The organism is Rhodanobacter sp. FW510-R10 (assembly GCF_058781105.1).
Window position 1 is genome coordinate 3,225,157 of the sequence record NZ_JBYSWL010000001.1, and the last position, 24,142, is coordinate 3,249,298.

General features: G+C 63.9%; 22 protein-coding genes and 1 tRNA gene. 3 read left to right on the forward strand and 20 right to left on the reverse strand.

Features of this window, described 5'->3' with window-relative positions; all coding sequences use genetic code 11:
• Positions 1 to 8 precede the first annotated feature (8 nt).
• The 10 genes from phaC to AC3WJB_RS14075 form a co-directional block, all read right to left on the reverse strand.
• A complete protein-coding gene (gene phaC, locus AC3WJB_RS14030; protein WP_492682570.1) occupies positions 9 to 1,076 on the reverse strand; it encodes a class III poly(R)-hydroxyalkanoic acid synthase subunit PhaC in 1,068 nt (355 codons plus the stop codon).
• Between the two features lie 9 nt (positions 1,077 to 1,085).
• Positions 1,086 to 2,189 carry a poly(R)-hydroxyalkanoic acid synthase subunit PhaE gene (locus tag AC3WJB_RS14035; RefSeq protein WP_492682572.1) on the reverse strand — a complete coding sequence of 368 codons (1,104 nt, stop codon included), beginning with the start codon at positions 2,187 to 2,189 and terminating at the stop codon, positions 1,086 to 1,088.
• Between the two features lie 125 nt (positions 2,190 to 2,314).
• Positions 2,315 to 4,420, reverse strand: a complete 2,106-nt coding sequence (pnp, locus tag AC3WJB_RS14040) for a polyribonucleotide nucleotidyltransferase (protein WP_492682574.1) — start codon at positions 4,418 to 4,420, stop codon at positions 2,315 to 2,317.
• Between the two features lie 73 nt (positions 4,421 to 4,493).
• A complete protein-coding gene (rpsO, locus tag AC3WJB_RS14045) occupies positions 4,494 to 4,763 on the reverse strand; it encodes a 30S ribosomal protein S15 (protein WP_492682576.1) in 270 nt (89 codons plus the stop codon).
• A 176-nt stretch (positions 4,764 to 4,939) separates the two neighbouring features.
• Complete coding sequence (gene truB / locus AC3WJB_RS14050; protein WP_492682578.1) at positions 4,940 to 5,893, reverse strand: tRNA pseudouridine(55) synthase TruB; 954 nt, start codon at positions 5,891 to 5,893, stop codon at positions 4,940 to 4,942.
• The gene (gene rbfA, locus AC3WJB_RS14055) at positions 5,877 to 6,260 is read right to left on the reverse strand and encodes a 30S ribosome-binding factor RbfA (protein WP_492682580.1); all 384 of its coding nucleotides are present in this window, start codon (positions 6,258 to 6,260) and stop codon (positions 5,877 to 5,879) included. The genes truB and rbfA overlap by 17 nt, the downstream gene beginning before the upstream one ends.
• Before the next feature lie 151 nt (positions 6,261 to 6,411).
• Entirely contained in the window at positions 6,412 to 9,195 is a 2,784-nt protein-coding gene (infB, locus tag AC3WJB_RS14060; protein WP_492682582.1) for a translation initiation factor IF-2, read from the reverse strand.
• Positions 9,196 to 9,317: 122 nt separating this feature from the next.
• The gene (gene nusA, locus AC3WJB_RS14065; RefSeq protein WP_492682584.1) at positions 9,318 to 10,823 is read right to left on the reverse strand and encodes a transcription termination factor NusA; all 1,506 of its coding nucleotides are present in this window, start codon (positions 10,821 to 10,823) and stop codon (positions 9,318 to 9,320) included.
• Positions 10,824 to 10,995: 172 nt separating this feature from the next.
• Positions 10,996 to 11,577, reverse strand: a complete 582-nt coding sequence (rimP, locus tag AC3WJB_RS14070; protein ID WP_492682586.1) for a ribosome maturation factor RimP — start codon at positions 11,575 to 11,577, stop codon at positions 10,996 to 10,998.
• Between the two features lie 179 nt (positions 11,578 to 11,756).
• A tRNA-Met gene (locus AC3WJB_RS14075) sits at positions 11,757 to 11,833 on the reverse strand.
• Between the two features lie 399 nt (positions 11,834 to 12,232).
• Between AC3WJB_RS14075 and AC3WJB_RS14080 the strand changes: the two genes are divergently transcribed.
• Complete coding sequence (locus tag AC3WJB_RS14080) at positions 12,233 to 12,661, forward strand: phosphate-starvation-inducible PsiE family protein (RefSeq protein WP_492682588.1); 429 nt, start codon at positions 12,233 to 12,235, stop codon at positions 12,659 to 12,661.
• A 150-nt stretch (positions 12,662 to 12,811) separates the two neighbouring features.
• Complete coding sequence (locus tag AC3WJB_RS14085) at positions 12,812 to 13,396, forward strand: DsrE family protein (protein WP_492682590.1); 585 nt, start codon at positions 12,812 to 12,814, stop codon at positions 13,394 to 13,396.
• 365 nt (positions 13,397 to 13,761) lie between these two features.
• Here the strand turns inward: AC3WJB_RS14085 and AC3WJB_RS14090 are convergent, their stop codons facing one another.
• Positions 13,762 to 15,057 carry an OmpP1/FadL family transporter gene (locus tag AC3WJB_RS14090; protein WP_492682592.1) on the reverse strand — a complete coding sequence of 432 codons (1,296 nt, stop codon included), beginning with the start codon at positions 15,055 to 15,057 and terminating at the stop codon, positions 13,762 to 13,764.
• Positions 15,058 to 15,323: 266 nt separating this feature from the next.
• On the opposite strand from AC3WJB_RS14090, the gene AC3WJB_RS14095 reads away from it, so the two are divergent.
• The gene (locus AC3WJB_RS14095) at positions 15,324 to 15,593 is read left to right on the forward strand and encodes a metal-sensitive transcriptional regulator (protein ID WP_492682594.1); all 270 of its coding nucleotides are present in this window, start codon (positions 15,324 to 15,326) and stop codon (positions 15,591 to 15,593) included.
• Between the two features lie 5 nt (positions 15,594 to 15,598).
• Here AC3WJB_RS14095 and AC3WJB_RS14100 read toward each other — a convergent pair whose 3' ends face one another.
• From AC3WJB_RS14100 to AC3WJB_RS14140, 9 genes are all read right to left on the reverse strand, one after another.
• Complete coding sequence (locus AC3WJB_RS14100) at positions 15,599 to 16,558, reverse strand: MBL fold metallo-hydrolase (RefSeq protein ID WP_492682596.1); 960 nt, start codon at positions 16,556 to 16,558, stop codon at positions 15,599 to 15,601.
• Between the two features lie 23 nt (positions 16,559 to 16,581).
• Entirely contained in the window at positions 16,582 to 18,303 is a 1,722-nt protein-coding gene (gene soxB, locus AC3WJB_RS14105) for a thiosulfohydrolase SoxB (RefSeq protein WP_492682598.1), read from the reverse strand.
• Between the two features lie 6 nt (positions 18,304 to 18,309).
• Positions 18,310 to 18,630: a thiosulfate oxidation carrier complex protein SoxZ gene (gene soxZ / locus AC3WJB_RS14110; RefSeq protein ID WP_492682600.1), complete on the reverse strand. Its 321-nt coding sequence runs from the start codon at positions 18,628 to 18,630 to the stop codon at positions 18,310 to 18,312.
• Positions 18,631 to 18,657: 27 nt separating this feature from the next.
• On the reverse strand, positions 18,658 to 19,152 hold the full coding sequence (gene soxY / locus AC3WJB_RS14115) for a thiosulfate oxidation carrier protein SoxY (protein ID WP_492682602.1): 495 nt from the start codon (positions 19,150 to 19,152) through the stop codon (positions 18,658 to 18,660).
• 58 nt (positions 19,153 to 19,210) lie between these two features.
• Positions 19,211 to 20,212 carry a c-type cytochrome gene (locus AC3WJB_RS14120; RefSeq protein WP_492682604.1) on the reverse strand — a complete coding sequence of 334 codons (1,002 nt, stop codon included), beginning with the start codon at positions 20,210 to 20,212 and terminating at the stop codon, positions 19,211 to 19,213.
• On the reverse strand, positions 20,199 to 21,539 hold the full coding sequence (gene soxC / locus AC3WJB_RS14125; RefSeq protein WP_492682606.1) for a sulfite dehydrogenase: 1,341 nt from the start codon (positions 21,537 to 21,539) through the stop codon (positions 20,199 to 20,201). Before soxC ends, AC3WJB_RS14120 begins: the two co-directional genes overlap by 14 nt.
• Positions 21,540 to 21,593: 54 nt before the next feature.
• Entirely contained in the window at positions 21,594 to 22,562 is a 969-nt protein-coding gene (locus AC3WJB_RS14130) for a sulfurtransferase (RefSeq protein WP_492682608.1), read from the reverse strand.
• A gap of 23 nt (positions 22,563 to 22,585) precedes the next feature.
• Entirely contained in the window at positions 22,586 to 23,359 is a 774-nt protein-coding gene (locus tag AC3WJB_RS14135; protein WP_492682610.1) for a DUF6969 family protein, read from the reverse strand.
• Positions 23,360 to 23,596: 237 nt separating this feature from the next.
• The gene (locus AC3WJB_RS14140; RefSeq protein WP_492682612.1) at positions 23,597 to 24,124 is read right to left on the reverse strand and encodes a YeeE/YedE thiosulfate transporter family protein; all 528 of its coding nucleotides are present in this window, start codon (positions 24,122 to 24,124) and stop codon (positions 23,597 to 23,599) included.
• Between the last annotated feature and the right edge of the window lie 18 nt (positions 24,125 to 24,142).

Below are 24,142 nucleotides of genomic sequence, written 5' to 3' on the forward strand. Positions count from 1 at the left end.
GTTTGTGCTCAGCCTCGCGTACGCAACCAGCGATGGATCGCCGGCGGTACCTCCCGCTGAGCGCGGCTGGAAACATAGATGCCGATGTGGCCACCCTTGAAGGCGAGTTGTGTGTAATCGGTGGTGCCGACGTGCGTGCCCAGCGCGCGCGCGGCGTCCGGCGGCACCAGGTGATCCTGTTCGGCAAAGATGTTCAGCACCGGCTGCGTGATCATGCCCAGGTCCACCGCCTTGCCGCCAATGGCCAGCGTACCCTTGATCAGTTTGTTGGCCTGGTAGAAATCCTTGATGAACTCGCGAAACGCCTCGCCAGCCTGGTCCGGCGAATCGAAGATCCAGCGTTCCATGCGCAGGAAATTCTCCAGGTCCACCGGCTTGTCCAGGATGTCGACCATGCCGATGTACTTCTGCTGGTTCAAGCGCACCGGCTTCAGGGTCAGGTAGACGTAGTTCATCAAGCCGGCGGGGATGTTGCCCATGGTGTCGACGAACAGGTCCACGTCCATGTCGCGGCACCAGCTCGAGAGCATGTTGTCCGGGGTATGGAAGTCCACCGGGGTCACCATGGTGATCAGGTTCTTCACCTTGTCCGGATGCAGCGCCGTATAGCACAGCGAAAACGTGCCGCCCTGGCAGATGCCGAGCAGGTTGATGGCTTCCAGCCCATGCCGGGCCCGTACCGCGTCGACGCAGCGGTCGAGATAGCCGTTGATGTAGTCGTCCAGGGTCAGCCAGCGGTCGGCACCGTCGGGGTAGCCCCAGTCGATCAGGTACACGTCCTCGCCCTGCCCGAGCAGATTGCGCACCATGGACCGGTCTTCCTGCAGGTCGGTCATCCACACGGTGTTGACCAGCGCGTACACGATCAGGATCGGCGTCTTCGCGGCGGCTGCGGAGCTGCCGGTGAAGTGCCACACCTTCAGCTTGTCCTCGCTGTAGACCAGCTCGCGCGGCGTGTTGGCAAACTCCGGCTCATGCATGCTGCGCAAATAGCCCATGCCGGCGGCCAGCTTGCGCTGGAACGTGGCGATCTCGGCCAACGCCTTGCCTGGATCGATACGCACTGGTGGGTACATGGAGGCTCCTTATTTGCGCTTGCCGGACGGACTGCGGGCAGGTTTTGCGGCGGCACGTGGGGCGCCAGCCGGGGCGCCCGCACGCTTGCCGGCCGCCTGCTTGCGTCGCGCCGACGGCTTTGCCTTCGTCGCCGCGACAGGGCTACGCTTCGCCGCGGCAGCACGACCAGCCGCAGGCCGACGAGCCGCCGTACGCGACGCCGGGCGCTGTCGGGCCAGCTGCTGCTTGAGTCCGTCCAGCTCACGACGCAAGGCTTCGAACCGGGCGGACAGCGACCCGTCCGCTGCCCCCGCCGTTGCCCGCAGATCGCGGCGCAAGGCTTGTACGCGCTGGCCCAGACTGGACACCTCACTGCGCGTTGGCACGCCGAGCTGCCGGCAAAATGCCTCGACGTGCTTTTGCTGCAGCTGGCGCACGCGCATCTGCGCGTTGACCATGTCGCCATAGACCGTGCGAAACTCCTCGGTCAAGGCAATCTCGGCATAGGCCTCCTCGGCTGCATCCACCCACAGGTCATACAAGGCCTTCAGCGAGTCGATTTGCTGTCCGGGCTCAGTATGCTGGGCAAGCTTGCCTTGCAGCCGCTGCATGCCGTCGGCCGCGGCGCGCTGCAGCAAGGCCTGGTAGCGTCCTGCCGCCTGCGTCGCCGCCAGCAGCGCCTGGGCGAATTCCTGCTGCTGCATCTGTTGCTCGCGATCCAGTCCAAAGGCAGGAACCGGACCAGTATGCCCTTGGCCGGGGACCACGCCAGTCTGCTGCGCAGCCTGCATCCAGGCCTGCCACTGCTCCACAAAGCCCTGGGCACCCGCGGTGTCAATGCCGGCAAAGGCCTGTGCAAACGGCTCGTTCGCCCCGCCAAACCATTGCGGCAGCTGACGCTGCCAATCCCCACCCGGGGCCATGGTGTTGGCCAGCATGCCCTGCAGCCAATTCATATAGCCGCGCACGCCATCGAGCGTGCGCTCCAGCGTGGCTCCTGCCGCGGCCGGCGCGGCGTTGGCCTGGGTCGGCGCCGCCGCACCGGCCATCTGCAACTGGCGTGTCCAGGCATCCCATGTGTTGCGTGCCAGGGCCTGGTAGTCCTGCAGGAAATCAGCTGTCGAATCGGCCATGCGCAACTCCTCTTGCCCGTTAGCCGCCATGCTAACAGTTGCGCAGCGGACCGATGCGGGCGCCACAACGCAGAAGGCCCGACAAAACGCCGGGCCTCCGCTCAAGCAACTGCTGCACCGAGCCGTCAGACGCCGGCCGCTTCCTCGGCAGTCACCGCCTTCATGGATAGGCGGATGCGGCCCTGCTTGTCCACTTCAAGCACCTTGACCTTGACGATGTCGCCCTCGTGCAGCTTGTCGGACACTTTCTCCACGCGCTCATTGGAGATTTGCGAGACGTGCACCAAGCCGTCCTTGCCCGGCATGATGGTGACGAATGCGCCGAAATCCATGAGCTTGGCGACCTTGCCCTCGTAGATGCGGCCCGGCTCCACGTCGGAAACGATCTGCTCGATACGCTTCCTGGCCGCTTCCGCCGCCTCGCGGTTGACCGAGGCCACGATCACCGTACCGTCGTCGTTGATGTCGATGGTGCAGCCGGTTTCCTCGGTGATCGAGCGGATCGTCGCGCCACCCTTGCCAATCACCTCGCGGATCTTGTCCGGGTGAATCTTGATCGTGAGCAGCCGCGGGGCGTACTCGCTCATCTCCGAACGCGCCTCGGTCAGGCACTTGGCCATCTCACCCAGGATGTGCAGGCGGCCACGTTTGGCCTGGGCCAGCGCCGTGCGCATGATCTCCTCGGTGATGCCGTCGATCTTGATGTCCATCTGCAGGGCGGAAACGCCATCGGCGGTGCCGGCCACCTTGAAATCCATGTCGCCGAGGTGATCCTCGTCGCCCAGGATGTCGGTCAACACCACGAAGTCCTCGCCTTCCTTGACGAGGCCCATGGCAATGCCGGCCACCGGCGCCTTGAGCGGCACGCCCGCGTCCATCATGGCCAGCGACGAGCCACACACCGAGGCCATCGACGAGGAGCCGTTCGACTCGGTGATCTCCGAGACCACGCGGATCACGTACGGAAATTCCTCGAGGCTGGGCTTGACCGCCATCACGCCGCGCTTGGCCAGGCGGCCGTGGCCGATCTCGCGCCGCTTCGGGCTGCCGACGCGGCCGGTCTCGCCCACCGAATACGGCGGGAAGTTGTAGTGGAACAGGAACGGATCCTTGGACTCGCCTTCCGGCGCGTCGATGAGCTGCGAATCGCGCGTGGTGCCCAACGTGACCACGACCAGGGCCTGGGTCTCGCCGCGGGTGAACAGCGCCGAACCATGCGTGCGCGGCAATACGCCAATGCGCGCGCTGATGGCGCGCACGTCATCGAGCTTGCGGCCGTCGATGCGCTCCTTGGTCTTGAGCACGCCGTCGCGCATGGTGTGGTATTCCACTTCCTCGAAGGCGTTGCCAATGTCTGCCTCGGTCCAGCCGTTCGCCTCGGCCTGCCCGGCGAGCGCAGCCTTGACCTCGGCCTTCAGTGCGCTGACCGCATCGCGGCGATCGAGCTTGTCCAGGATGCGGAAGGCCTCGGCAAAGCGCGTACCGCCGGCCTGGCGCACGGCATCGAGCAAGGCATTGTTGACCGGTGGCGCTTCCCACTGGAAGGACTTGCGCCCAGCCTCTGCGACAAACGCATTGATGGTACCGATCGCGGCCTGCATCTGCTGGTGGCCAAACATCACCGCGCCCAGCATCACGTCTTCACTCAGCAGCTTGGCCTCGGACTCGACCATCAGCACGGCCTTGGCCGTGCCCGCAACCACCAGGTCGAGGTCCGAATGCTTCAGCTGCTCGGCGGTGGGACACAGCACGTAGCTGCCGTCCACGTAACCCACGCGTGCGGCGCCGATTGGCCCCTTGAACGGCACTCCGGCGAGTGCCATCGCCGCGGAGGCACCAAGCAACGCCGGAATGTCGCCGTCGACCTCGGGATTCAACGAGACCACCGTGGCCACGACCTGGATCTCGTTGCGGAAGCCCTCCGGGAACAGGGGACGCAACGGGCGATCGATCAGTCGCGAAGTCAGCGTCTCCTTCTCGGTCGGCCGGCCTTCACGCTTGAAAAAACCGCCGGGAATGCGCCCGGCGGAATAGAACTTTTCCTGGTAGTCGACGGTGAGCGGGAAAAAATCCTGCCCTTCGCGCGCCTTGGCTGCCGCCACCACGGAAACCAGCACCACGGTGCCGCCCATGCTGACGACCACGGCACCGGATGCCTGGCGGGCAATTTCGCCCGTCTCCAGCGTGACTTGATGACTACCGTACTGGAACGACTTGGTTACTTTTGCCACTGTGATTTTTCCTGCTCTGTTTGGGGAGTGCGCCCAAGGAGGGGGGGCCTCGATCTTCGTGTCCAAGGCTGGGTTACCTGCGCAGGCCCAGGCGCTCGATCAAGCTCTGGTAGCGGGCCAGATCGCGATCCTTGAGGTAGCTCAGCAGGCGCTTGCGCTGGTTCACCAGCTTCAACAGGCCACGCCGTGAGTGGTGGTCCTGCTGGTGATCCTTGAAGTGCTCAGCAAGATGGTCGATGCGTGCCGACAGCAGCGCGACCTGCACTTCCGACGATCCGGTGTCATTCGGCGCGCGGCCATAGTCAGCAATGATCTTGCCGGTTTGTTCTGCGGTAAGAGACATGGGTAGGTAATCCTTGAAAGCGACGCGGCGCCGGCACTTGCGTCCTCACGACGAGGGAAGCGCGAGCTTCGTCCGGGGGTGCTGAGTGGTTACTGGGTCGATGAAACCCGTGGAACAACCTGCCTATTCTACTGATCCACCAGGTACTTCAACAAGGGCATTGGCGCGCGCAGCAGTCACGAGGTCGTCATTTGGCTGTTGAAACCACGCAAAACCCGCATTTCTCCGGCCTGATCGACCTCAACCAGCGCCAAAAGAGTGCCGCCCGCAAACGCCGCGCAGCGGCCGAGCGGGTGTGGCTCGGCCAGCGCGACGCGTTGTCCGCGCGCAATGGCCTCGCCCTGGGTGGGATCGAGATCGAGCCTGGGGATGTCGGTCAGCGCCGCGGTCACCGGCAGCAACCAGCGCCGCAGCTGTTCTTCCCCCGCAGCCGCCGCCTGCTGCAGTGCCTCGAGCGCCGCCATCTGCGGGTCCCGGAACGGCGCCGCCCAGGTCCGCCGCAATGCCGAGACGTGGGCGCCACAACCCAGGGCCTCACCCAGGTCGCGGACCAGCGAGCGGATATAGGTGCCGGTGCCGCACTCGACCTCCAGGGTCAGGCTGTCGGCCGTATGCCCCAGCACCACAAGCCGGTAAATCTCGACCTCTCGTGCGGAAACGTTCACCGTCTCTCCTCGCCGCGCCTTCACATACAGGCGCTCGCCCGCCTGGTGCAAGGCCGAATACATTGGTGGCACCTGCATGATCCGTCCGCGGTAGCGGTCGAGCAGCGCTTCCAGCGCCGTGGTCTCGAATGCCGGAATCGAACGGCGGCAGGTGACCGTGCCTGCCGCATCATCGGTATCGGTGGTCACTCCCAGCCGACATTCGGCCACATAGGCCTTGCGGGAGCCAAGCAGGGTCCCGGCCAGCTTGGTGGCTTCGCCAAAGCACAACGGCAGTAGGCCGCTGGCCATAGGATCCAGGGTCCCGGCGTGGCCGCCCTTGCGGGCCAGGAACAGCCGGCGCACCGCTTGCAGGGCCTGGTTTGAGCTCAGACCGACCGGCTTGTCCAGCAAGACGATGCCGTGTACATCCCGCCATGCGCTGCGCGGCACGCGCGACGCATGCAACTTAGTCCGCGCCGCCATCATCGGCCGGTTTCAAGTCTGTGGCTTCGGCGCGCAACAGGCTCTCGATGCGTTCGCCCTTGTCCACCGAGTCGTCGTACCTGAACCTGAGCGCAGGCACGCGACGCATGCGGATGCCACTGCGCGCCAGGGCATGTCGAAGCTCGTGCGCAATCTCGTTCAGTGCCTTGACCGCAGGCAAGCCCTGCTCGGGCTCCAAGGCGGTGACCCACACCGTAGCCCAGTCGAGTTCGCGGGTAGTCTCCACGTCGGAGACGCTGACCGACGGCAAGCGATGGTCGCGGACTGCGGCATGCACCAGCAGCCCGATCTCGCGCCGCAGCTCGGCGCCAATGCGGTCCGTTCGCTTGAATTCCCGTGAAGGCATATAGCAGTACCTATTTACGCTCGTCATCCCCGCGAAAGCGGGGATCCAGTGCCTTCACATGACCGGGCATCGATCAAAGGCACTGGATTCCCGCTTTCGCGGGAATGACGAATGATGGGGTTTCGAGCTCGGCAACTTCATGCAGGAACCCTTACAGTGTGCGTGCGACCTCGGTGCGCTCGAAGCATTCGATCTGGTCGCCGACCTTGACGTCATCATATTGCTTGACGGCAATGCCGCATTCCATGCCGTTGCTCACCTCGTCCACCAGCTCCTTGAAGCGGCGCAGCGACTCCAGTTCGCCTTCGAAGATGACCACCTGGTCGCGCAGCACGCGTATGGGCTTGTTGCGCTTGACCGTACCCTCGACCACCCGGCAGCCAGCCACCGCGCCGAACTTGGAGCTGCGGAAGACCTCGCGCACCTCGGCCACGCCAATGATGTCCTCGCGTACCTCGACACCGAGCAGGCCGGTGGCCGCCTGGGTCACCTGGTCGATCACGTCATAGATGATGGAGAAATAGCGCACGTCGACGCCAGAGCTTTCGATCACTTTGCGCGCCGAGGCATCGGCACGCACATTGAAGCCGATCAGCAGTGCCTTGGACGCCGCCGCCAAGGTGGCATCGGATTCGCTGATGCCGCCCACGCCGGAAGACACCACGTTCACCCGCACGCGTTCGTTGCCGATCTGGGTCAACGAATCACGCAGGGCCTCGACCGAACCCTGTACGTCACCCTTGATCAGGATGTTCAAGGTCTGCTGCTCGTCGCCCTGGCCCATCTTGGCAATGATGTCTTCGAGGCGGTTGCCGCTGCTGACCATGCGTGTCTCGCGCCGCTTCTGCTGGCGCTCGGCAGCCACCTGCCGGGCCAGGTGTTCGTCGTCGACGGAAACGAAATCGTCCCCCGTCTCCGGCACGCCGGACAAGCCAAGCACCTGCACCGGGATCGACGGACCCGCCGAAGTCACCTGTTTGCCGTTCGCGCTGATCAGCGCCCGCATGCGCCCGTATTCCACGCCGCACACCACGTAATCGCCCTTCTTCAGCGTGCCCTGCTGTACCAGCACGGTCGCCACCGGGCCACGGCCGCGGTCCAGGCTGGACTCGATCACCACGCCCGTGGCGTGCCCATCCACGACCGCCTTCAGATCCATGATCTCGGCTTGCACGGAAATCGCATCCAGCAAGTCGTCGACACCCATTCCGGTCTTTGCCGACACCGGCACGAACTGCACGTCACCGCCCCAGTCCTCCGGCACGACCTCGTGTTGCACCAAACCCTGCTTGACGTTGTCCGGGTTCGCGCCCTCCTTGTCCATCTTGTTGACCGCCACGATCAACGGCACCTTCGCCGCGCGTGCGTGGTTGACCGCCTCGATGGTTTGCGGCATCACGCCATCGTCGGCAGCCACCACCAGCACGACGATGTCGGTGCTCTGCGCACCGCGCGCACGCATGGCGGTAAACGCCGCATGGCCCGGAGTATCGATAAAAGTGATGCCGCCCCTCGACGTCTGCACGTGATACGCGCCGATGTGTTGAGTGATGCCACCGGCTTCGGCAGAGGCCACCTTGGTGCGCCGGATGAAGTCGAGCAACGAGGTCTTGCCGTGATCGACGTGGCCCATGATCGTCACCACCGGCGGCCGCGGCGACTTCTCACCCTCCAGCTCAGCGGTTTGGGTATGTTCGGCCAGGGTTTGCTCGGCGTCGCTATGGGTGTCGGCCACCGGCTTGTGGCCAAGCTCCTCCACCACCAGGACGGCCGTGTCGTGATCGATGCTCTGGTTGATCGTCGCCATCACGCCCATCTTGAACAGGGCCTTGACCACCTCGGCACCCTTGACCGCCATCTTCTGCGCCAGGTCGGACACGGTGTTGGTGTCGGACACGGTCACCTCCCGCACCACCGGCGCGGTTGGACGGGAAAACGCATGGGTAGCGGTTGCCGTCGCACCGGCCCGCGACGGCTCGCGCCCCGGACGCGCGACTTTGGAGCGCTTGCTGCCGGACGAACGCCGCGCCCGATCGGCCTCGCTCAAGTGCATTTGTCCGCCGCCGAAGCGCTTGCCACCCCGTCCTTCCCGGCCACTGGTGCCCTCGGCGCGATCGCGCTCACGGACGTGCCGTCCGGCTTTGGCGTGACCATTGCCGGCTTCGGTCGCCGGTGGCGGCGTGCCGGGAGCGGCCCGCGTCGCCGTTTCCGCGGCAGGCTTGGCGACCGGCTTGACCACCCGCTGGCGCTTGTGCGGTGGCTGAATCTGCGGAATGATCATGCCAAGGTCACGCGGATCCAGGCGTTGCACGGCCGCTTGCTCGCCGCCGTCAGGCTCCGCCACGGGCTCCGGCGCCAGTGGCGCCTCCTGGGCTACCGTAGCCTCACCGGGAGTCGGTGGCACCCCCACGTCCGCTGACGGCAGCTGCCGCGCTGCGGCCGCCTGCGCCTCCTCGACGCTGCGCTGTTCTGCTTCCTGTTGCCGGCGTTCGGCAGCGCGGGCGCTCTCGGCCAGCTCCTGTTCCTGCCGTAGCCGCGATTCTTCCAGCTTGCGTACGGCATCCTCGCGCTCAGGCTCGGCATTGGCGGCTTCGGCAATGACGCTGCGCTTCACATAGGTGCGCTTGCCGCGCACTTCGACATTGACGGTCTTGGCTGTGGTCGGGGCCCCACGCGGTCCGGGCGTGGCAACCTTGAGCTCGCCTACAGTGCGCCGCCTGAGGGTAACGTGACGCGGTGTGCCTTCGCCTACCGCAGCGTCGGTGTCCTGGCTCTTGTTGCGGCGCAGGAAGCCAAGCAACTTGACCTTCTCGGTGCTGCTGATCACCTGCTCCTGATCTGAAAATTTCATGCCCGCGGCCTTCAGCTGCGTGAGCAGCTTGTCGCCCGGCATGCCCATTTTCAGGGCGAGTTCTTTGATCGTGACATCCGACATCGTGTTCTCTGCTCCGCCAATCCGCGCTTGCCCCGCCGGTGCGGCCGGATCGACCACCATCCCACACCGCGAAAGATTACCAGCCTTGCCTGACGTCCCATGCGAGGCGCCAGCGACTGTACTCAGCCGCCATGTTCCAGCCGCTCGATCATCGGTGCGCGGGCCTTCATGATCAGCGCCGCGGCCCGTTCTTCGTCCATGCCCTCGATGTCGATCAGGTCATCCACGGCCAGATCGGCCAAGTCTTCCACTGTATACACTTCACGTGCCGCCAGCGCTTGTGCCGTGGCGTCGTCCATACCCTCCATGGCCAGCAACTCGTCGGAGGGGTGCTGATCAACCACGCCTTCCTCTTCGGCGAGCGCCGCCACCACCAGGGCATCCCGCGCCCGCGCGCGCAATTCCTCGACGATGTCCTCGTCGAAACCCTCGATGGCCAGAAGCTCGGCGCTGGGCACGTAGGCGATTTCCTCGATGCTGGAAAAGCCTTCCTGCACAAGGATAATCGCAATCTCGTGGTCGACTTCCAGCTTGTCCATGAAGAGCTGGCGCGCCGCTTCCTGCTCGGTCTCACTCTTGGCGATGACCTGGTCCTGGGTCATCACATTGAGCTGCCAACCGGTGAGCTTGCTGGCCAGGCGCACGTTCTGCCCACCTCGGCCTATGGCCTGGGACAGCTTGTCCTCGGCCACGGCAATGTCCATGGAATGCTTTTCCTCGTCCATGATGATGGACTGCACTTCCGCCGGCGCCATCGCGTTGATCACGAACTGCGCCGGATTCTCGTGCCACAGGATGATGTCCACGCGCTCGCCGTTCAGGTCGTTGGAGACCGCCTGCACGCGCGAACCGCGCATGCCGATGCATGCGCCAATGGGATCGGTGCGGCTGTCGTGCGCCACCACGGCAATCTTTGCGCGGTCACCGGGATCGCGGGCACAGCCCTTGATCTCGACCAGGCCCTGGCCGACTTCCGGCACTTCCAGTCGGAACAGCTCGATCATGAACTCCGGTGCCGCCCGGGAGACAAACAACTGCGGCCCACGCGGCTCCGAGCGCACCTCGTAAAGGTAGCCGCGCACACGATCGCCGACGCGGGCAGACTCGCGCGGGATGGTCTTGTCGCGGGGGATGAAGGCCTCGGCGTTGCTGCCCAAGTCAAGGTACAGGTTGCCGCGCTCGACCCGCTTGACGATGCCGGTCACCAGCTCGCCAACACGACCGGCAAAGGCCTCGACGACCTGCTGGCGCTCGGCCTCGCGCACCCGCTGCACGATCACCTGCTTGGCGGCCTGCGCAGCAATGCGTCCGAACTCGGCATTGTCGATCCGCTCCTCGATGTACTCGCCGACCTTCGCGTCCGGGCGCTCGTCCAGCGCATCCATCAGGCGCAACTGGTACGACGGCGATTCCATCTCGCCATCGTCGGCAATGATCTCCCAGCGGCGAAACGTCTCGTACTCGCCGGTGTCATGATCGATCGACACTCTTATGTCTGGCTCCTCGTCGACGTAACGCTTCTTTGCGGCGGAGGCCAACGCTGCCTCCATCGCCCCGAAGATCACGTCCAACGGCACGCCTTTTTCATTGGCGACCGCGTCGACGACCAGCAAAAGCTCTTTGCTCATTGCAGCAACTCCACAGATGCCGCGAGGGCCCATGCCAGGGTTCCTATGCGGCGCCAACATTCCTTGCGTCCGTCCGTGAACGCGAAGATCAAATGGGGGGTACTTTGCGTTCGTCCGTGAACGCAACATCAAATGGGCAGCCATCCGTGGCCGCATTACTCAAAGGAGCTTCCTAACTTTTCTTTCCGCTTTTCCTGGCGGGGCGGGGATGGCCGGGCTTGGGCTGCGGGGCATGCCCCAGCGCCACCCAATCAGGCACCACGCGTGCGGATTCCACCAACGCATGATCGAACTGCCAGGTGCGGTGCTCGGCTTCCAGCGTGATCTGCCCGCCGTCCACACCCAAGACCTTTCCGCGCAGTCGGCGTCGGCCTTCCAACGGCGCACGGAACAGCAGCTTCACCTCGCTGCCGCATGTCCGCGAGAATTGCTCAGCCGAAAACAATGGCCGATCCAACCCCGGCGACGACACCTCCAATACATAGTGGCCAGGGATTGGATCATCAACGTCGAGCAAGGCGGAAATCTCGCGGCTGGCGCTCTCGCACTGGTCGACGGTCACCCCGCGCGGCAGCAATCCCTGGCCGTTGCCGTCGTCATCCACGCCTGCACCAGAGGCGACACCATCCAGCAGGTCCACGTACACACGCAACGTGCGCTGTCCCTGGCCGGGGATGAACTCCACGCCGAGGCAGCACAGGCCGAAATCGGTCAGTGCCTCGCTGAAGCGGAGCGCCAGCGCCTGCGTGTCCATCACCCGTATCCGTCCTCGCCAGAAACAAAAAATGGGCTCCACCGGCCCATTCCCTTACCGCCATCGATCCTCTCGTATCCCGATGCGTCCGACTGGCATCACCAGCCACGCCTGCCGCAGTCGACCTACGTCCAACAAAAAAGCCTCACGAGGAGGCTTTCTTTGTATCAAGAAAGGCCTGGTAGCGGGGGCAGGATTTGAACCTGCGACCTTCGGGTTATGAGCCCGACGAGCTGCCAGACTGCTCCACCCCGCATCAGAGCTCGCAAGTGTACATGCCGAGACCGCCACCACGCAAGGTCGCGGCGGATAGGAACGCGGTCCTGGCCAGGCGCGCGAAAGCCCTCCATTCACGCGGCGATGAGCCGGTGCCATCGTCAGCGCTCTTTTGACATACCCCATGGGGTGTGTGATAGAGTCAAGCCAACGATTCGGGGAAACATTTTGTCGCAATGGATTCATGCATCGCCGCGAGCGACTCGCAACCACGGACATTCGCCGGTCGCGGTACCTGAAACGCGACTGAAGCGCTGCACCGCCCTTCGTCGGCACGATTCACATGGCGACGCATGGCGTGGTTGCGTTTTGATCCACGTGTTTCACGCCATACCCCCCTTCGATTTTCAGCGCAACGGGCAAACCGCGGAGAATTCCGATGCCGGAACCGCCTGTGTCGGCCATGAAGCGCCACGGAAAGTGGCTGTTCTCCAGTATCGAGTACGCAGGTCTGTTGCTCGTGCTCGTGGTGACGATCATCGCGGTCGGCCAGGAAGTCGTGTCGATGCTGGCGGCTTCGAAAGTCTCGGTTACCGACTTGCTCCTGCTTTTCATTTATCTCGAAATCGTGACCATGAGCGGGGTTTATTGGCGCACAGGCAGGATGCCCGTACGCATGCCCTTGTACGTGGCGATGGTGGCATTGGCAAGGCACATGATGCTCGACTCCACCGAGCGCAGCTCGTTTGGAATGCTGGCAGAGGCAGGTGCCATCTTGTTGCTCGGCGTGGCCGTCCTTGTCGTGCGTTTCGGTCATACCCGCTACCCCTATCTCGACGAGGACGGTCATCCGCGCATCATGAGTTGATGTCGGCTCACCCGTCCTTTCAATGAATAAGTGGCACCCGGACAAGCAACGTAACTTTTCCCTATTCGAACTTCGACTTGCCCCTCCAGCCCTGCCCGACATGGCGGGGCCAGCGGCAACGTTATTCCAACTCACTGTGGAGGATTGACCATGCGCCGTACGCATTTCCTGGCCAGGCTTGTTGCCGTGATGGCTTTTGGCCTGTTCGTATGCATGGAGGCCCATGCCGATGTCACGGTCGACAACGCAAATAACGCCGGTTGGCGTACCGGGGTGATCACCAGCGGTGGTGAAATCCACCCGGTGCCCAAAGGCAGCAAATATCTGCCCGATCCCAGTGCGACCTACAAGATCATCTTCGCCATGACGCGCGGCAGCGACGATCCGACGAAAGTCAGTCCGGCCGTGGAACGTGTGGCGCGCGCGGTCAACCTGTTCACCTCAGCAGGTGTACCCCTCGACCACCTCAAGTTCGTTGCCGTTGCCTACGGTGCAGCCACACCCGCCATGCTCGATGACAAGCATTATGAAGACACCTACCTGGTGCACAATCCCAACATTCCCATTATCAGGGAGCTGCGCAAGGCCGGAGTCGACATCGTGGTATGTGGCCAGGCCGTGGCGGAGTACAAATACCACTTCGAATGGATGGACAAGGATGTTCCCGTCGCCCTGTCCGGGGTGACAACGGTTACCGAGCTCCAGCTGCAAGGCTACGCGCTGATGATTTTCTAAGCCGACCGAATCCCGCTCATGACCCGGTGGCCCAGTCCAGCTCCGGGACAAATGGGACGACGCGCGTCTCGGCATGCTTTGCCTCACAGCCACCGAGTGCGGCCGCGGATCGTCCATGAAGCCACCCCTCTATCCGGCACTGCTTGCGCGGCCATCGCCGTCATCATCGTGCCGATCGTCGCATGCTCGGGTGGCGGCGATACGCAAACAGCGAGTACGCCACCGCCTGCAGCGGCACCAGCCCATCCTGGGTCCACGCCGCCGCCGGACTCGGCCATCCCCACGGTCCGGCGCACCAGCCGCCCCCAAGTAGCCGGGAAGCACCGATGCACCGCCTGCTGGCCTTGGCAGGCGGCGCATCCCGATTACTTCCACGTATATTGAATGCCCAACGAATCTTCGTACATCGAGATTTTCTCGGTTCCGGCCGGCATGCCGCCCATGAACACGGGCAAGATGGATGCCCCCGAGACGCTGCGCTTGAACGCGTGCATGTATGCCAAGCTGAGCTCGCCACCACTGGCCATGTTGCGGGTGAAGCCCAGCGTGACGTGGTCCGTGACGACACCCGGGGCAAGGATGTTGAAGGTGACGTCGCGCGAGGAAATCGGGTTGTCGGTGTGGTTGTAACCCACGCGCCAGGTCCACCGATCCGAGCTCGCCCAGTCCACTCCGAGTTTCCACACATTGATGTCGCGCCAGCCGAAGCCTGGACCATTCGCCGAACCCAATTGCGTCGGTCGCAGACTCGTATCGCCGACCGAGCGGACGCCTCCGTAATTGATGCGGTTGTAGTCCACGCCCAGCGTCAGATCATGCACGGCCCACCTCGCGCCGACACCATAGTTGCCTGGAATATCAAAGCGCCCGCCCTGCGCAAACAGCCCGGCGTAGTCACCAAACCGGCTCATGCGCACCTTCATCGCATAGCTCGCCCCCAGCGCCAGGCTGTCGGTCACTTGTGCGTAGTAGCCCAGTCGAACGCCAACCCCGGTCGAGCTGTCATGGCCATTGTTGGTCACTTTGGCCGGGTTGGTCGACAGTCCCGGCGTGAATGCAAACGATTGCAGACCAATGGCGGAAAAGCGCTGGTAGACGAACAACGGTGACACGCCAATGGATTGGCGCGGAGTGAACGCATAGGCGAGCGTCGGGGCGATGATCAATTGCGTAAGGTCGACCCCCAGGGCACCTTGCCCGCACAGCATATTGGCGGTGCCCATGCCACAGTTGAAGGTTCCTTGCGGATAATTGGTGTCCATGCCGCCATTGCCGTACGCCGTGAGGCCCAAAGCAAGGCGCTCATTCAACATGCGGTTGAATCCAAACTCGGGTATGCCAAACCAGTCGCGATGGCTGATGACGGCACCATCCAGTCCTGGCCCGAGGCCGGTCCGCGATGCATCGCGACGCGGCCTGAAGGCCGTGAGGCCAAGCTCCAGGCGATTGCCGGCAAACGCCATGCTGGCCGGGTTGTTGGATCCACCAAAGGCATTGTCCGTGAACGCGAGTGAAGCCCCGCCGCGCCCGGCCGCCTTCACACCGTAACCATGCGAGAAATAACCATCTGTTGCCAATGCTGCCGCTGGTACCAATGCCAAAGCCACAAACCATGCCGCGCGCGGGGAGATACCCGGCCAACGACGTGCAGAGTGTTTCATTTGCATGATCCTGCCCCTCATTACTTCGTGAAATCGCCTGAACATCCACCTGCCCAAGCCGCGTGACTACCGCCTCGCCAGCCGTGGCTTCCCCATGTAACGCGGCGGCAAATCGCCGCATGCCCGCCAAGCCAATCCCCAACCGCACCCGCCCGTGTGCAAATGCCTCATACTTCCTTGGTCTACATGCCCATACCGTGGGACAATGGGTTGTCGGCCCGTACCGCAGCCGGACAGGCCTGCCCTGAAGCTGGTCGGAGGCATCCATGCAGGACACGCACGAAAACTGCAAGAAAATCACCACGCGACTGGCTCGCGTCGAAGGCCAGTTGCGCGGCATCAAGGCGATGGTCGAAAACGGCGCCGAGTGCGAAGACATCGCCACGCAGATGACTGCCGCGCGGCGTGCGCTGGACCGTGCCTTCTACGAGATGCTCGCCTACAGGCTGATGACGCGCGTGGAAGAAGAAACGGACAATTCGACGATCCGCGAATCCACCAGCGAGCTCACCCGACTGCTGGTGAAATTCGCCTGACGGTTTCATTGACCACCCCGCTTGAGCCATTCCTGCTCCATCTGCAGGTAGGTCGAATACGCATTCAGGCGGTTGGCCGCGCCGAACGTCGGTATGCCCCGGAAGCGTGACCAATCGGTCTTCGCAAACGCCGTATCGAAGCTCTCCCAGTTGCGCACCGCTTGTCCCATCTGCTGGCGCAGGTAGGCAATGTAGTCACGGGTGAACTGCGCATCTCTTGTCGGGTCTTCAGAAGCTGGTCCGTGGCCAGGAACCATCACGCGGGGATGGATCGCGAGTACATCGCCGATTGCCGTCAACCAGTGCGCCGTATCCGAATCCGGGCCAATGAACGGCGCGCGGCCGGCATAGATGACGTCACCCGAGAAGAGCACGTTGTCCGGTTCTACCAACATGCCCAGATCCTCGGGCGAATGGGCCGGCCCGAAGCGATACAGCGACAGCGTAGTTGCGCCCACCTTGAACGTCTCGTTGTGATCGATCCAACGGTCTGGCAATGGCAGCTTGAAGCCCGCTCCGAGGTACTTGCCGATCAGTGCGCGCCGTTCGGCCACGCGCTGTCGCGCGGCCTCGGAACTCAGGTAAGCCTTGGCACGCACATCCGCCCACACGCTTGCGCCCACCGCACGCAGCGCGGGGATGCCGTAAAAGTGGTCAGCGTGGTAATGACTGATCACCACCAGCTTGATCGGCTCCGCGGTGCGCTTGCGGATCTCCGCGATGAGTCGATCGGCAAGCGCGGGTGAACCCAGCGCATCGAACACCACCACGCCGTCACCGGTCACCACAAAGCCCGCGTTCGCGATGAAGCCCTCGTTCGCCTTGGTGGCTTCGTCCAGTCGGCCCTGCACGTAATAGGTATGCGGTCCAACCTGGTGTACCGGCATGTCGATATCCGACGACGCCCAGTCTCCCGCGTGCAGCGGCAACGCCAGCACGACCAGCATCAGCAGATACCACGCCATGCCACGCCTGGGCCGGTTCCCACTCATGCGGAGGTAAGCCCCGGATTGCCGGTCTCACCAATCAGGCGCGGCTGCTCGAGCTTGGGCGCGGGCAACGAGCGATGGGCCCGCAGGTACTCCTCGACAACCTCCCACACCGGCGCGCCACCCGGATCGCTCGCCACCGGTGCCCAACCGGCCACCTTGTATTTCTTGGCGGCATCCATTGGCACGCCGTCGAGACGCAGGTCACTGATGCGGTGGCCGCTTGCGGCGCCCGGCTCGCAGCTGTAATCCATCCCACCGACACGCACCATGTCGCCGCCCTGCTGGTAGTAGGGATCGGGATTGAACAGGTTGTCGCAGACGTCCTCCAGGATGCCCTTGAGTTGCGCGCCGGTGTACTCGTTGATCGTGGCTGCGGGATACGTGATGGCCGTCTGGTCCAGCAGGCATTCGCGGGTGATGCTGTCGCCCGGGAGCAGCGTGGTGCCCCAACGAAAGCCGGGCGACAACGCGATCTGTGCGTCCTTGACGTCGCGCAGCGCGTCAAGGATCACCTGGTCGAAACTGCCGTTGAAATTCCCGCGGCGATACAGCAAGCCTTCGCTGACCGCGAGCTTCTCCTCCAGCTTGGCGCGGTACGGCGCACGATGGCGGTCGATGACCGCCTGCATTGCCCGATCCGGCTCGAGCAAGTTTGCGAACACCGGCAACAGGCGATACTGGTGGCCACGCACCTTGCCGCCCTGCACATCGAAATCGAGGACGCCGAGGAACTTGCCGTTGCTGCCCGCGTTGGTGACCAGCGTCTGCCCACCGGGATTGCTGACCATCACCGGGCGCGGCACGCCGTCATGCGTGTGGCCGCCCAGGATGGCATCCAGCCCGCTCACCTTGGATGCGAGTTTCAGATCGACATCCATGCCGTTATGTGACAACAACACCACGACGACCGCACCGGCCGCACGCACCTTGTCGATCGTGCGTTGCAGGCGGTCATCCTGGATGCCGAACGTCAGGCCGTCGACGAAACGGCTCGGGTGGGCGATAGGCACATACGGGAACGCCTGGCCAATGATGGCCACGCTGACGCCATTCACCTCCCGCAGCGCGTAGTCGGGAAATACCGGATCCCCGAAATCGGCCGTACGGATGTTTTGTGCGACAAACGTGACCTTGTCGCGGAAGGGGCCCGATACCACCTCGTGCACGCGATCGGCACCGTAGGTGAACTCCCAATGGCCGGTCATGATGTCGACGCCCAAGGCGAGCTGCGCATCGACCATATCCTGGCCACGAGTCCACAACGCAAGCCCGGTGCCCTGCCAGGTGTCGCCCCCGTCGAGCAGCAAGGCACCTGGCCGCTCTGCGCGGAGACGCCTCACCAGGGTCGCCAGGTGCGCGAAGCCGCCGAGCTTGCCGTAACGCCGAGCGGCAACTTCGAAATCAATGCAGGTGAGCGCGTGCGCCTCCCGCGTATTGGCGGGAATACGGTAGTACTTGAGCAGGTGCTCACCCACCAAATGTGGCGGCTGCCCGCGCGCCGCGCCCACCCCAATGTTTTGCGATGGCTCGCGAAAATACACCGGCTGGAGTTGGGCGTGCGTGTCGGTGAAATGCAGCAAGCCGACGTTGCCGAATTTTGGCGCGTCGTACAGGGACTTCGCGTCCCCGTCCGCTGCAAAAGCAGTGCGTGCCAACGGCATGCCGGCCACCGAGGCCGCAGCCAGCACCCGCAGGAATTCCCGGCGCGACAGGTTCATGCCGGATCAGCCCACCGTTGCTTCGTCGGTACGGGTTTCCCCGGCCGAATCGTTCCAGGTGACGGTGATCTTGTCGCCCGACTTGCCGCCCTTGAAGCGCATGGTGAGGAACGGGTTCTTGGAAACCGCCGGGCCCCAGTCGCCGGACATCACGGTACGACCGTTGCACGCGACGGTCACGGTCTTGATGTAGTGCGGCGTGGTGGTGAGCTTCAACTTGCCCGCCGCATCGGTGGTCAGCCCGGTTGCTTCGGGATGCGCCATCAACATCTTCACTTCGACGACATCCCCATTGACGGTCGCGCGAATCTTGGTTGGATCTGCCATGACACACTCCTCGTAAATATCCGCAATTCAGCCGCCGCAACCGCCCAGCGTCACCTTGACGAGCCGATCGGCATAGAAAAACCCCTTGTCCGTCTGCACCAGCGCAGTGACCGTCGCCGTTTGCGCGAGCTTCATGCGCATCGACACATAAGGCTCCGTACCCTCCGGAATATGAAAGGCCGCCGTCAGGGCATTCGGGTTCTTCTCGCATACCATCGCAATCAACTTCGTGCCGGGAAGGTTGCTCTGCACCTCCACGGGCACCACGGCCCCGTTCTCGGCAATGTCCGGGGCAGTGAAGTCGATGTCCTTGGATGGCTGCGCCTGGCTGCCGCCCAAGGCCTTCACCAATTCATCGATCGTATGTGCCTCGAACTCCTTTCGGTTATCCCCAGGCGCGAGCGCGTGCAGCACCTCATCGGCAGCCCACACGCTTCGGGGGATGAAGCCGGCGCCCAGCAGCAGCGCAAACGTGCCGCCACCACCGGCCAGCTTCAGGAAATCTCGCCTGCTCGTTTTCATCGCATGATCCTCGACTGGTAACTCACTTCGCCCGCACGTGGTGTACCCAACGTTCGGGTCACTTTTCGGGTGCCCCGGCCAGAACCCACTTGACGATCGTGGTGAGTTCCGCATCGCTGGGTCCGGTCTGTGGTGGCATCGGGATGGTCCCCCACACGCCGGAACCGCCCGCTCGCACCTTCTTGAACAAGCGCTCCTCGGCTCCCGCGTCGCCTTTGTACTTGGCAGCGACGCTGCGAAAGCCGGGTCCGACGATCTTCTGGTCGACGCCATGGCACGCCGCGCAGCCAAACTGCCCAGTCAAGGCGTATGGGTCTGCCGCAGCCGCGCCGCCGCGTAACGCGCCGATTTCGTCGGCGGTTGGCGGAGCCTCGTTCATGCTCGCCAGGCCACGGAAGTTGTCACGGATATCGCCATACATCGACTGCACGAAACCCTCGGGTATCGAGCCGGTGATCGCCACGCTCTTTACGCAGTCGCGCATGCACGTCGTGTTGCTGGTGTCGGATTTCCCGTGCACATGCATCAGCCCGGGAAATTCGTAGAAGCCGTCGCGGTTCGGCATCTTTACCTGTGGCAACGAGGTGCGATCGGCCACGAAATCACTCGGCACGATGTCGTTGAGGTTGAGCACATACGCCGCGACTGCGTAGACTTCGTCCGGCGTGAGTGACTTTGAATGCGGGAAGGGCATCGCCCGGTTGACATAGTCAAAGAGGGTCGTCGCGTAGTTGAGTCGACTGCCCACCGTACTGAGCGGCGCATCGGTCTTCAGCGACCCGACGCCTCCGGCCAGTATCATGTATTGATTGCTGTCGCCAAACGTGCCGTGGCACACCGCACAATTGGCATCGAAGATCTTCTCGCCTTGCGCGACCGACCCCTGGCCAGCCGGCAAGCCTTCGCCATCCGGGCGCACGTCAATGTTCCAGCCGGCAATTTGCTGCGGCGTCGCTGCCGTACCCAGGCCGTAATCGCGGGTGCCGGTGGCGGCAAGTACTGCGCCCGCCACACCGAGCCCAAAGGAAGCCGCGAGCGCAACCAGGCTAGACCTGTACATTGTGCACCTTGCCTTCGGTGTCGACCTGCCACGTCTGGATCGCATTGTTGTGATACGGGGAGTGCGTCCCGCGGACTGCACGCAGCTGCGCCAGAGTCGGCTGTACATAGCCAGTTTCATCCACGCAACGGCTCTGCAACAGCGTCGGGCTGCCATCCCAGTGCCAGTCGGCACGGAAGCGCGTGAGCGCCTTGCTCAGCACCGGTTCCTGCAAGTCGGCGGTACGCCAGCTGCGGCCACCATCGGCCGAGACGTCGACGCGCGTGACCTTTCCACGGCCCGACCAGGCCATGCCCCGGATTTGGTAATAGCCACCCTTGTCCAGCAGATGTTGTTCACCCGAGGGCGAGGTAATGACCGACTTGGCCTCCTGGATCCAGGTGTATTGCCGGGTGCGGCCATCGGGCATGAGGTCGCTGTACTGCAGCGACTCTTCGCGTGTGTTCCAGGGCTGGTCGCCCACCTTGATGCGTCGCAGCCACTTTACGTTTGACACCCCCTGCACGCCGGGCACCAACAGCCGTACCGGATAGCCCTGCTCCGGCCGGAGCATCTCACCGTTCTGGCCGTAGGCCACCAGGACGTCATCGAGGGCGAACTCGATTGGAATGGTGCGCGTGAGCCCCGAGGCGTCGGCACCTTCGGCCAGGATGAACTTCGCCCGCTTGCGATCGAAGCCGACGTCATCCAGCAGCACCGACAGTGGGACGCCGGTCCATTCGGAGCAACTCAACATTCCGTGGGTGTATTGGACGGTGGGCACGGCCGGCGTTGCCCAGTTCATGCCGGTGTTGGCCCCGCACTCGATGAAATGGATCCGCGAAACCGACGGGAACCGCAGCAGGTCCTCCATCGTGTAAATCTTGGGCTGCCGTACCAATCCATGCACCATGAGCCGGTGATCGTATGGATTGATGTCGGCGCGACCGTTGTGGTCGCGTTCGAAGTGGAGGCCGTTTGGCGTGATGATGCCAAACTGGTTCTGCAGCGGCGTGAACGCGACCGACGATTGGTTCGTCGTGGTCAAGCCCGGGCTTTGGCGCCGAATGTTCGTCCGCTCGAACGGCGAAGGCGCGCCATAGGGATCCGAGCCGACCGGCTTCCCCAGGTCCTGCGACCAGGGAGGATTGTTGGGCGGCAGGTATTTGGGGTCGGTCGCGTACGCCTGGGCTTGGGCAACCGCCGGCAGGCCGGTGACGGCCGCCACGCCTGCGGCGGCACCCATGGCGATATGGCGCAACACCTCGCGCCGCGATCGCCCCGTCGTGGACAGGAAGTCCTCCGGAGCATCCAGCAGCCTTCCTTGCTTCTCGTCACTCGTGCGCATTGGCGACTCCGTCATGGGACAACCGGGCTCGGGTTGGGAAATGGCGGCAACGGGCTACGGCAACGCGACAACGGGTCGCTTTTCGACGGTCCACTCGTACATCGAGCCGTCGTACACCGCGACCTTCGGGTTATGCATGATCTCGTGCAGGACAAACCAGGCGCCGGACGCCAGGTGTCCGGTGTTGCAGTAGGTGATCGTCGGCTTGCGCGGGTCGATCCGCAGATGGCTGAATATTGCCGCGTACTCCGCGCCGCTCAGGAAACGCATGCCGCCGTCACGCTTGACCGCGCGTACCTCCCCCGGGAAATTGGTCGCGCTCTTGATGTGACCTGCAGCCAACACGGCTGGTTTGCGTGCCAAACCCATGTAGAACGGCAGTGGCCGCGCGTCGACCAGCTGCTGTCCATGGCTCGCGGCGGCAGCAACATCCTGACTGTCGGCGAACAGCGCCCGCCGCTCCGGTCCTGCGACCCACGTACCAGCGGCCGCCTTTGGACCATCGACGCTCACCGGCAGGCCCGCAGCCAACCAGCCTGCGGTACCGCCATCGAGAATCGCAAGATTGTCGTCCCCGTAGATCTTCATCGACCAGTACACGCGTGCGGCCATGTCCAGGTCGCCCTCCGTGTTGCCGTCCGAGACGATCACCGTCGGACGCCCGGCCTGCACGCCGATGCGGCGCATCAGGGCCTGGAACGCCGCCTGGTCCGGCAGCATCCATTGGAGGTCCCGGCCATCGACTTTGCGCGTGGTGCGGGCATCGGCGAAGTCGAGCAGCAAGGCGCCTGGGATATGGCCACCAAAGCTGGCCACGACCTTCTTGCCGTCCTCGGTAGTGAATGTCGGCGCCTTCGTGAATGTGGCCGGGTCTTCGCGTACGTCGAGCACGTTCACTTCCGCGCGATGCTGCTGCAACCAAGCGGCGGAAACCTGCGGGCCAGGCAGGCCGAGTGCCACGGCCGTCAACGGCGCAAGAGCCGCGAGCGTGGCGAACAACGCGGTACGAAAGGGATGGAACATGGAAATTCTCCTGACCAATTGGGTCACGGTGACACCGCATCGATGGCTGCCACCTGGGTATCCAGCGACACCCTGCATTCACTCAAGACGCGGATGCGGTGATCCTCGAAAACGCGTGCACCACCGTGCATCGCCACGCGATTGTCCCGATGCTTTAGGAGCAGGGTGATCTGGGGCGAAAACAGCGCCAACAGGCTCCGGATCCAACGTTCCACGGGATCGGCTGCCGCCGCCTGCGATGCAACGATGCGATCCAGGGCGCGGGCCATCGCGCCCGCATCCTGCCAGGTATCGCCAGTCACCCAGCGGTTGGCGGTGAACAGGCGCAGCGGTATACCCTGCGCATCCACGCCCACGCCGACCAAATGCGAAAACGCGGGTGCATCCCTCCGCCCCGACAATCGCGTCCGCGCAAACACATGGAAGTGGCCGTGTTCCCCCGGTAAACGCAGGTCATGCGAGTGGTAATAGAAGAACCAGCCGGCCTCCCGCACGACCTGGTCGGTACCGTCTGCATAATGCTGCCAGATACACGGCTGCGCATCGCCGAGTGTCAGCCGCAGCGGCGTGACGCCATCGGCGACGCAGCCATCGAGCAGACGAATGACCTCGTGCGCCGAGCGGCGCGCCCGGCGCAGGCGGCCGGTACCTGCCGCCCGCCAGTTGCGCTCAAGCGCCGAGCGCGACACATGCACGTTCGCGCGGGGAATGCGTACCATGGCAACCGCGTCCCTCAATGTGCTGCCCCCTGAGGTGCGCAGGGGTTTTTCGTAGAGGACGCCTTCTGCGGTGCGCATGGATTTTTCGCCGCTGCGGCCGCTGGCGCACAGGGGTTTTTCGCCCCCGCCCGCGGCGCGCAAGGATTGGCTGCCGTCTTGGCGGCACCGCTCGCCGCCGTGGACGCTGATGACATCGTGTCGCCCGCCGGTCCGGACGCGTTGCTGCACGCGGCAAGGCCGCCGAGCGAGATCAGCACGGCAGACATTGCGGTGGCGAGTGGTGTGGTCCGCGATTTCATGTTCGGCTCCTGTTGGTCAATCGGCACAACTGATCTGGTTGGACGTCGCGATGTGACGACTGAGCCAGCCGACCCCAACGGCGCCCACAATGAGCAACGCCAGCACCAGCCAGTCGGGGATATGGAAAAGTTCGCCGAGCGTCTGTGCCTGCGGTCCCGGCGCCGCCGTAAGGAAGGGCGCGATATCGCCAAAAACGCCCGCGAACATCACCACGCCAAGCACCAGACCGACGAAGAAAACGATGCCATCGATGCGCCCCGCGGTGGCACCCACGACCGAGGTGCCAGGGCAATAGCCACCGACGGCCATCCCGGCACCAATCAACGCGCCGCCGAGCAGCGTCGCCCAGACGAAGGTGGTGGGCACGAACAGGTCGGACCACTTCACCAAGCCGAGAAACTGCATGATGTACAGGCCGCCCGCCGCAACGATGATGGCGGTGAACATCACGTTGAAGACCGTCCAGTCCTTGAGTCGCAACTGCGCGCTGAGTCGGCAGCCGTTGCCCAATCCTCCACGCTGCAACACGATGCCGAAGAGCACGCCAAACACGATGCCCGA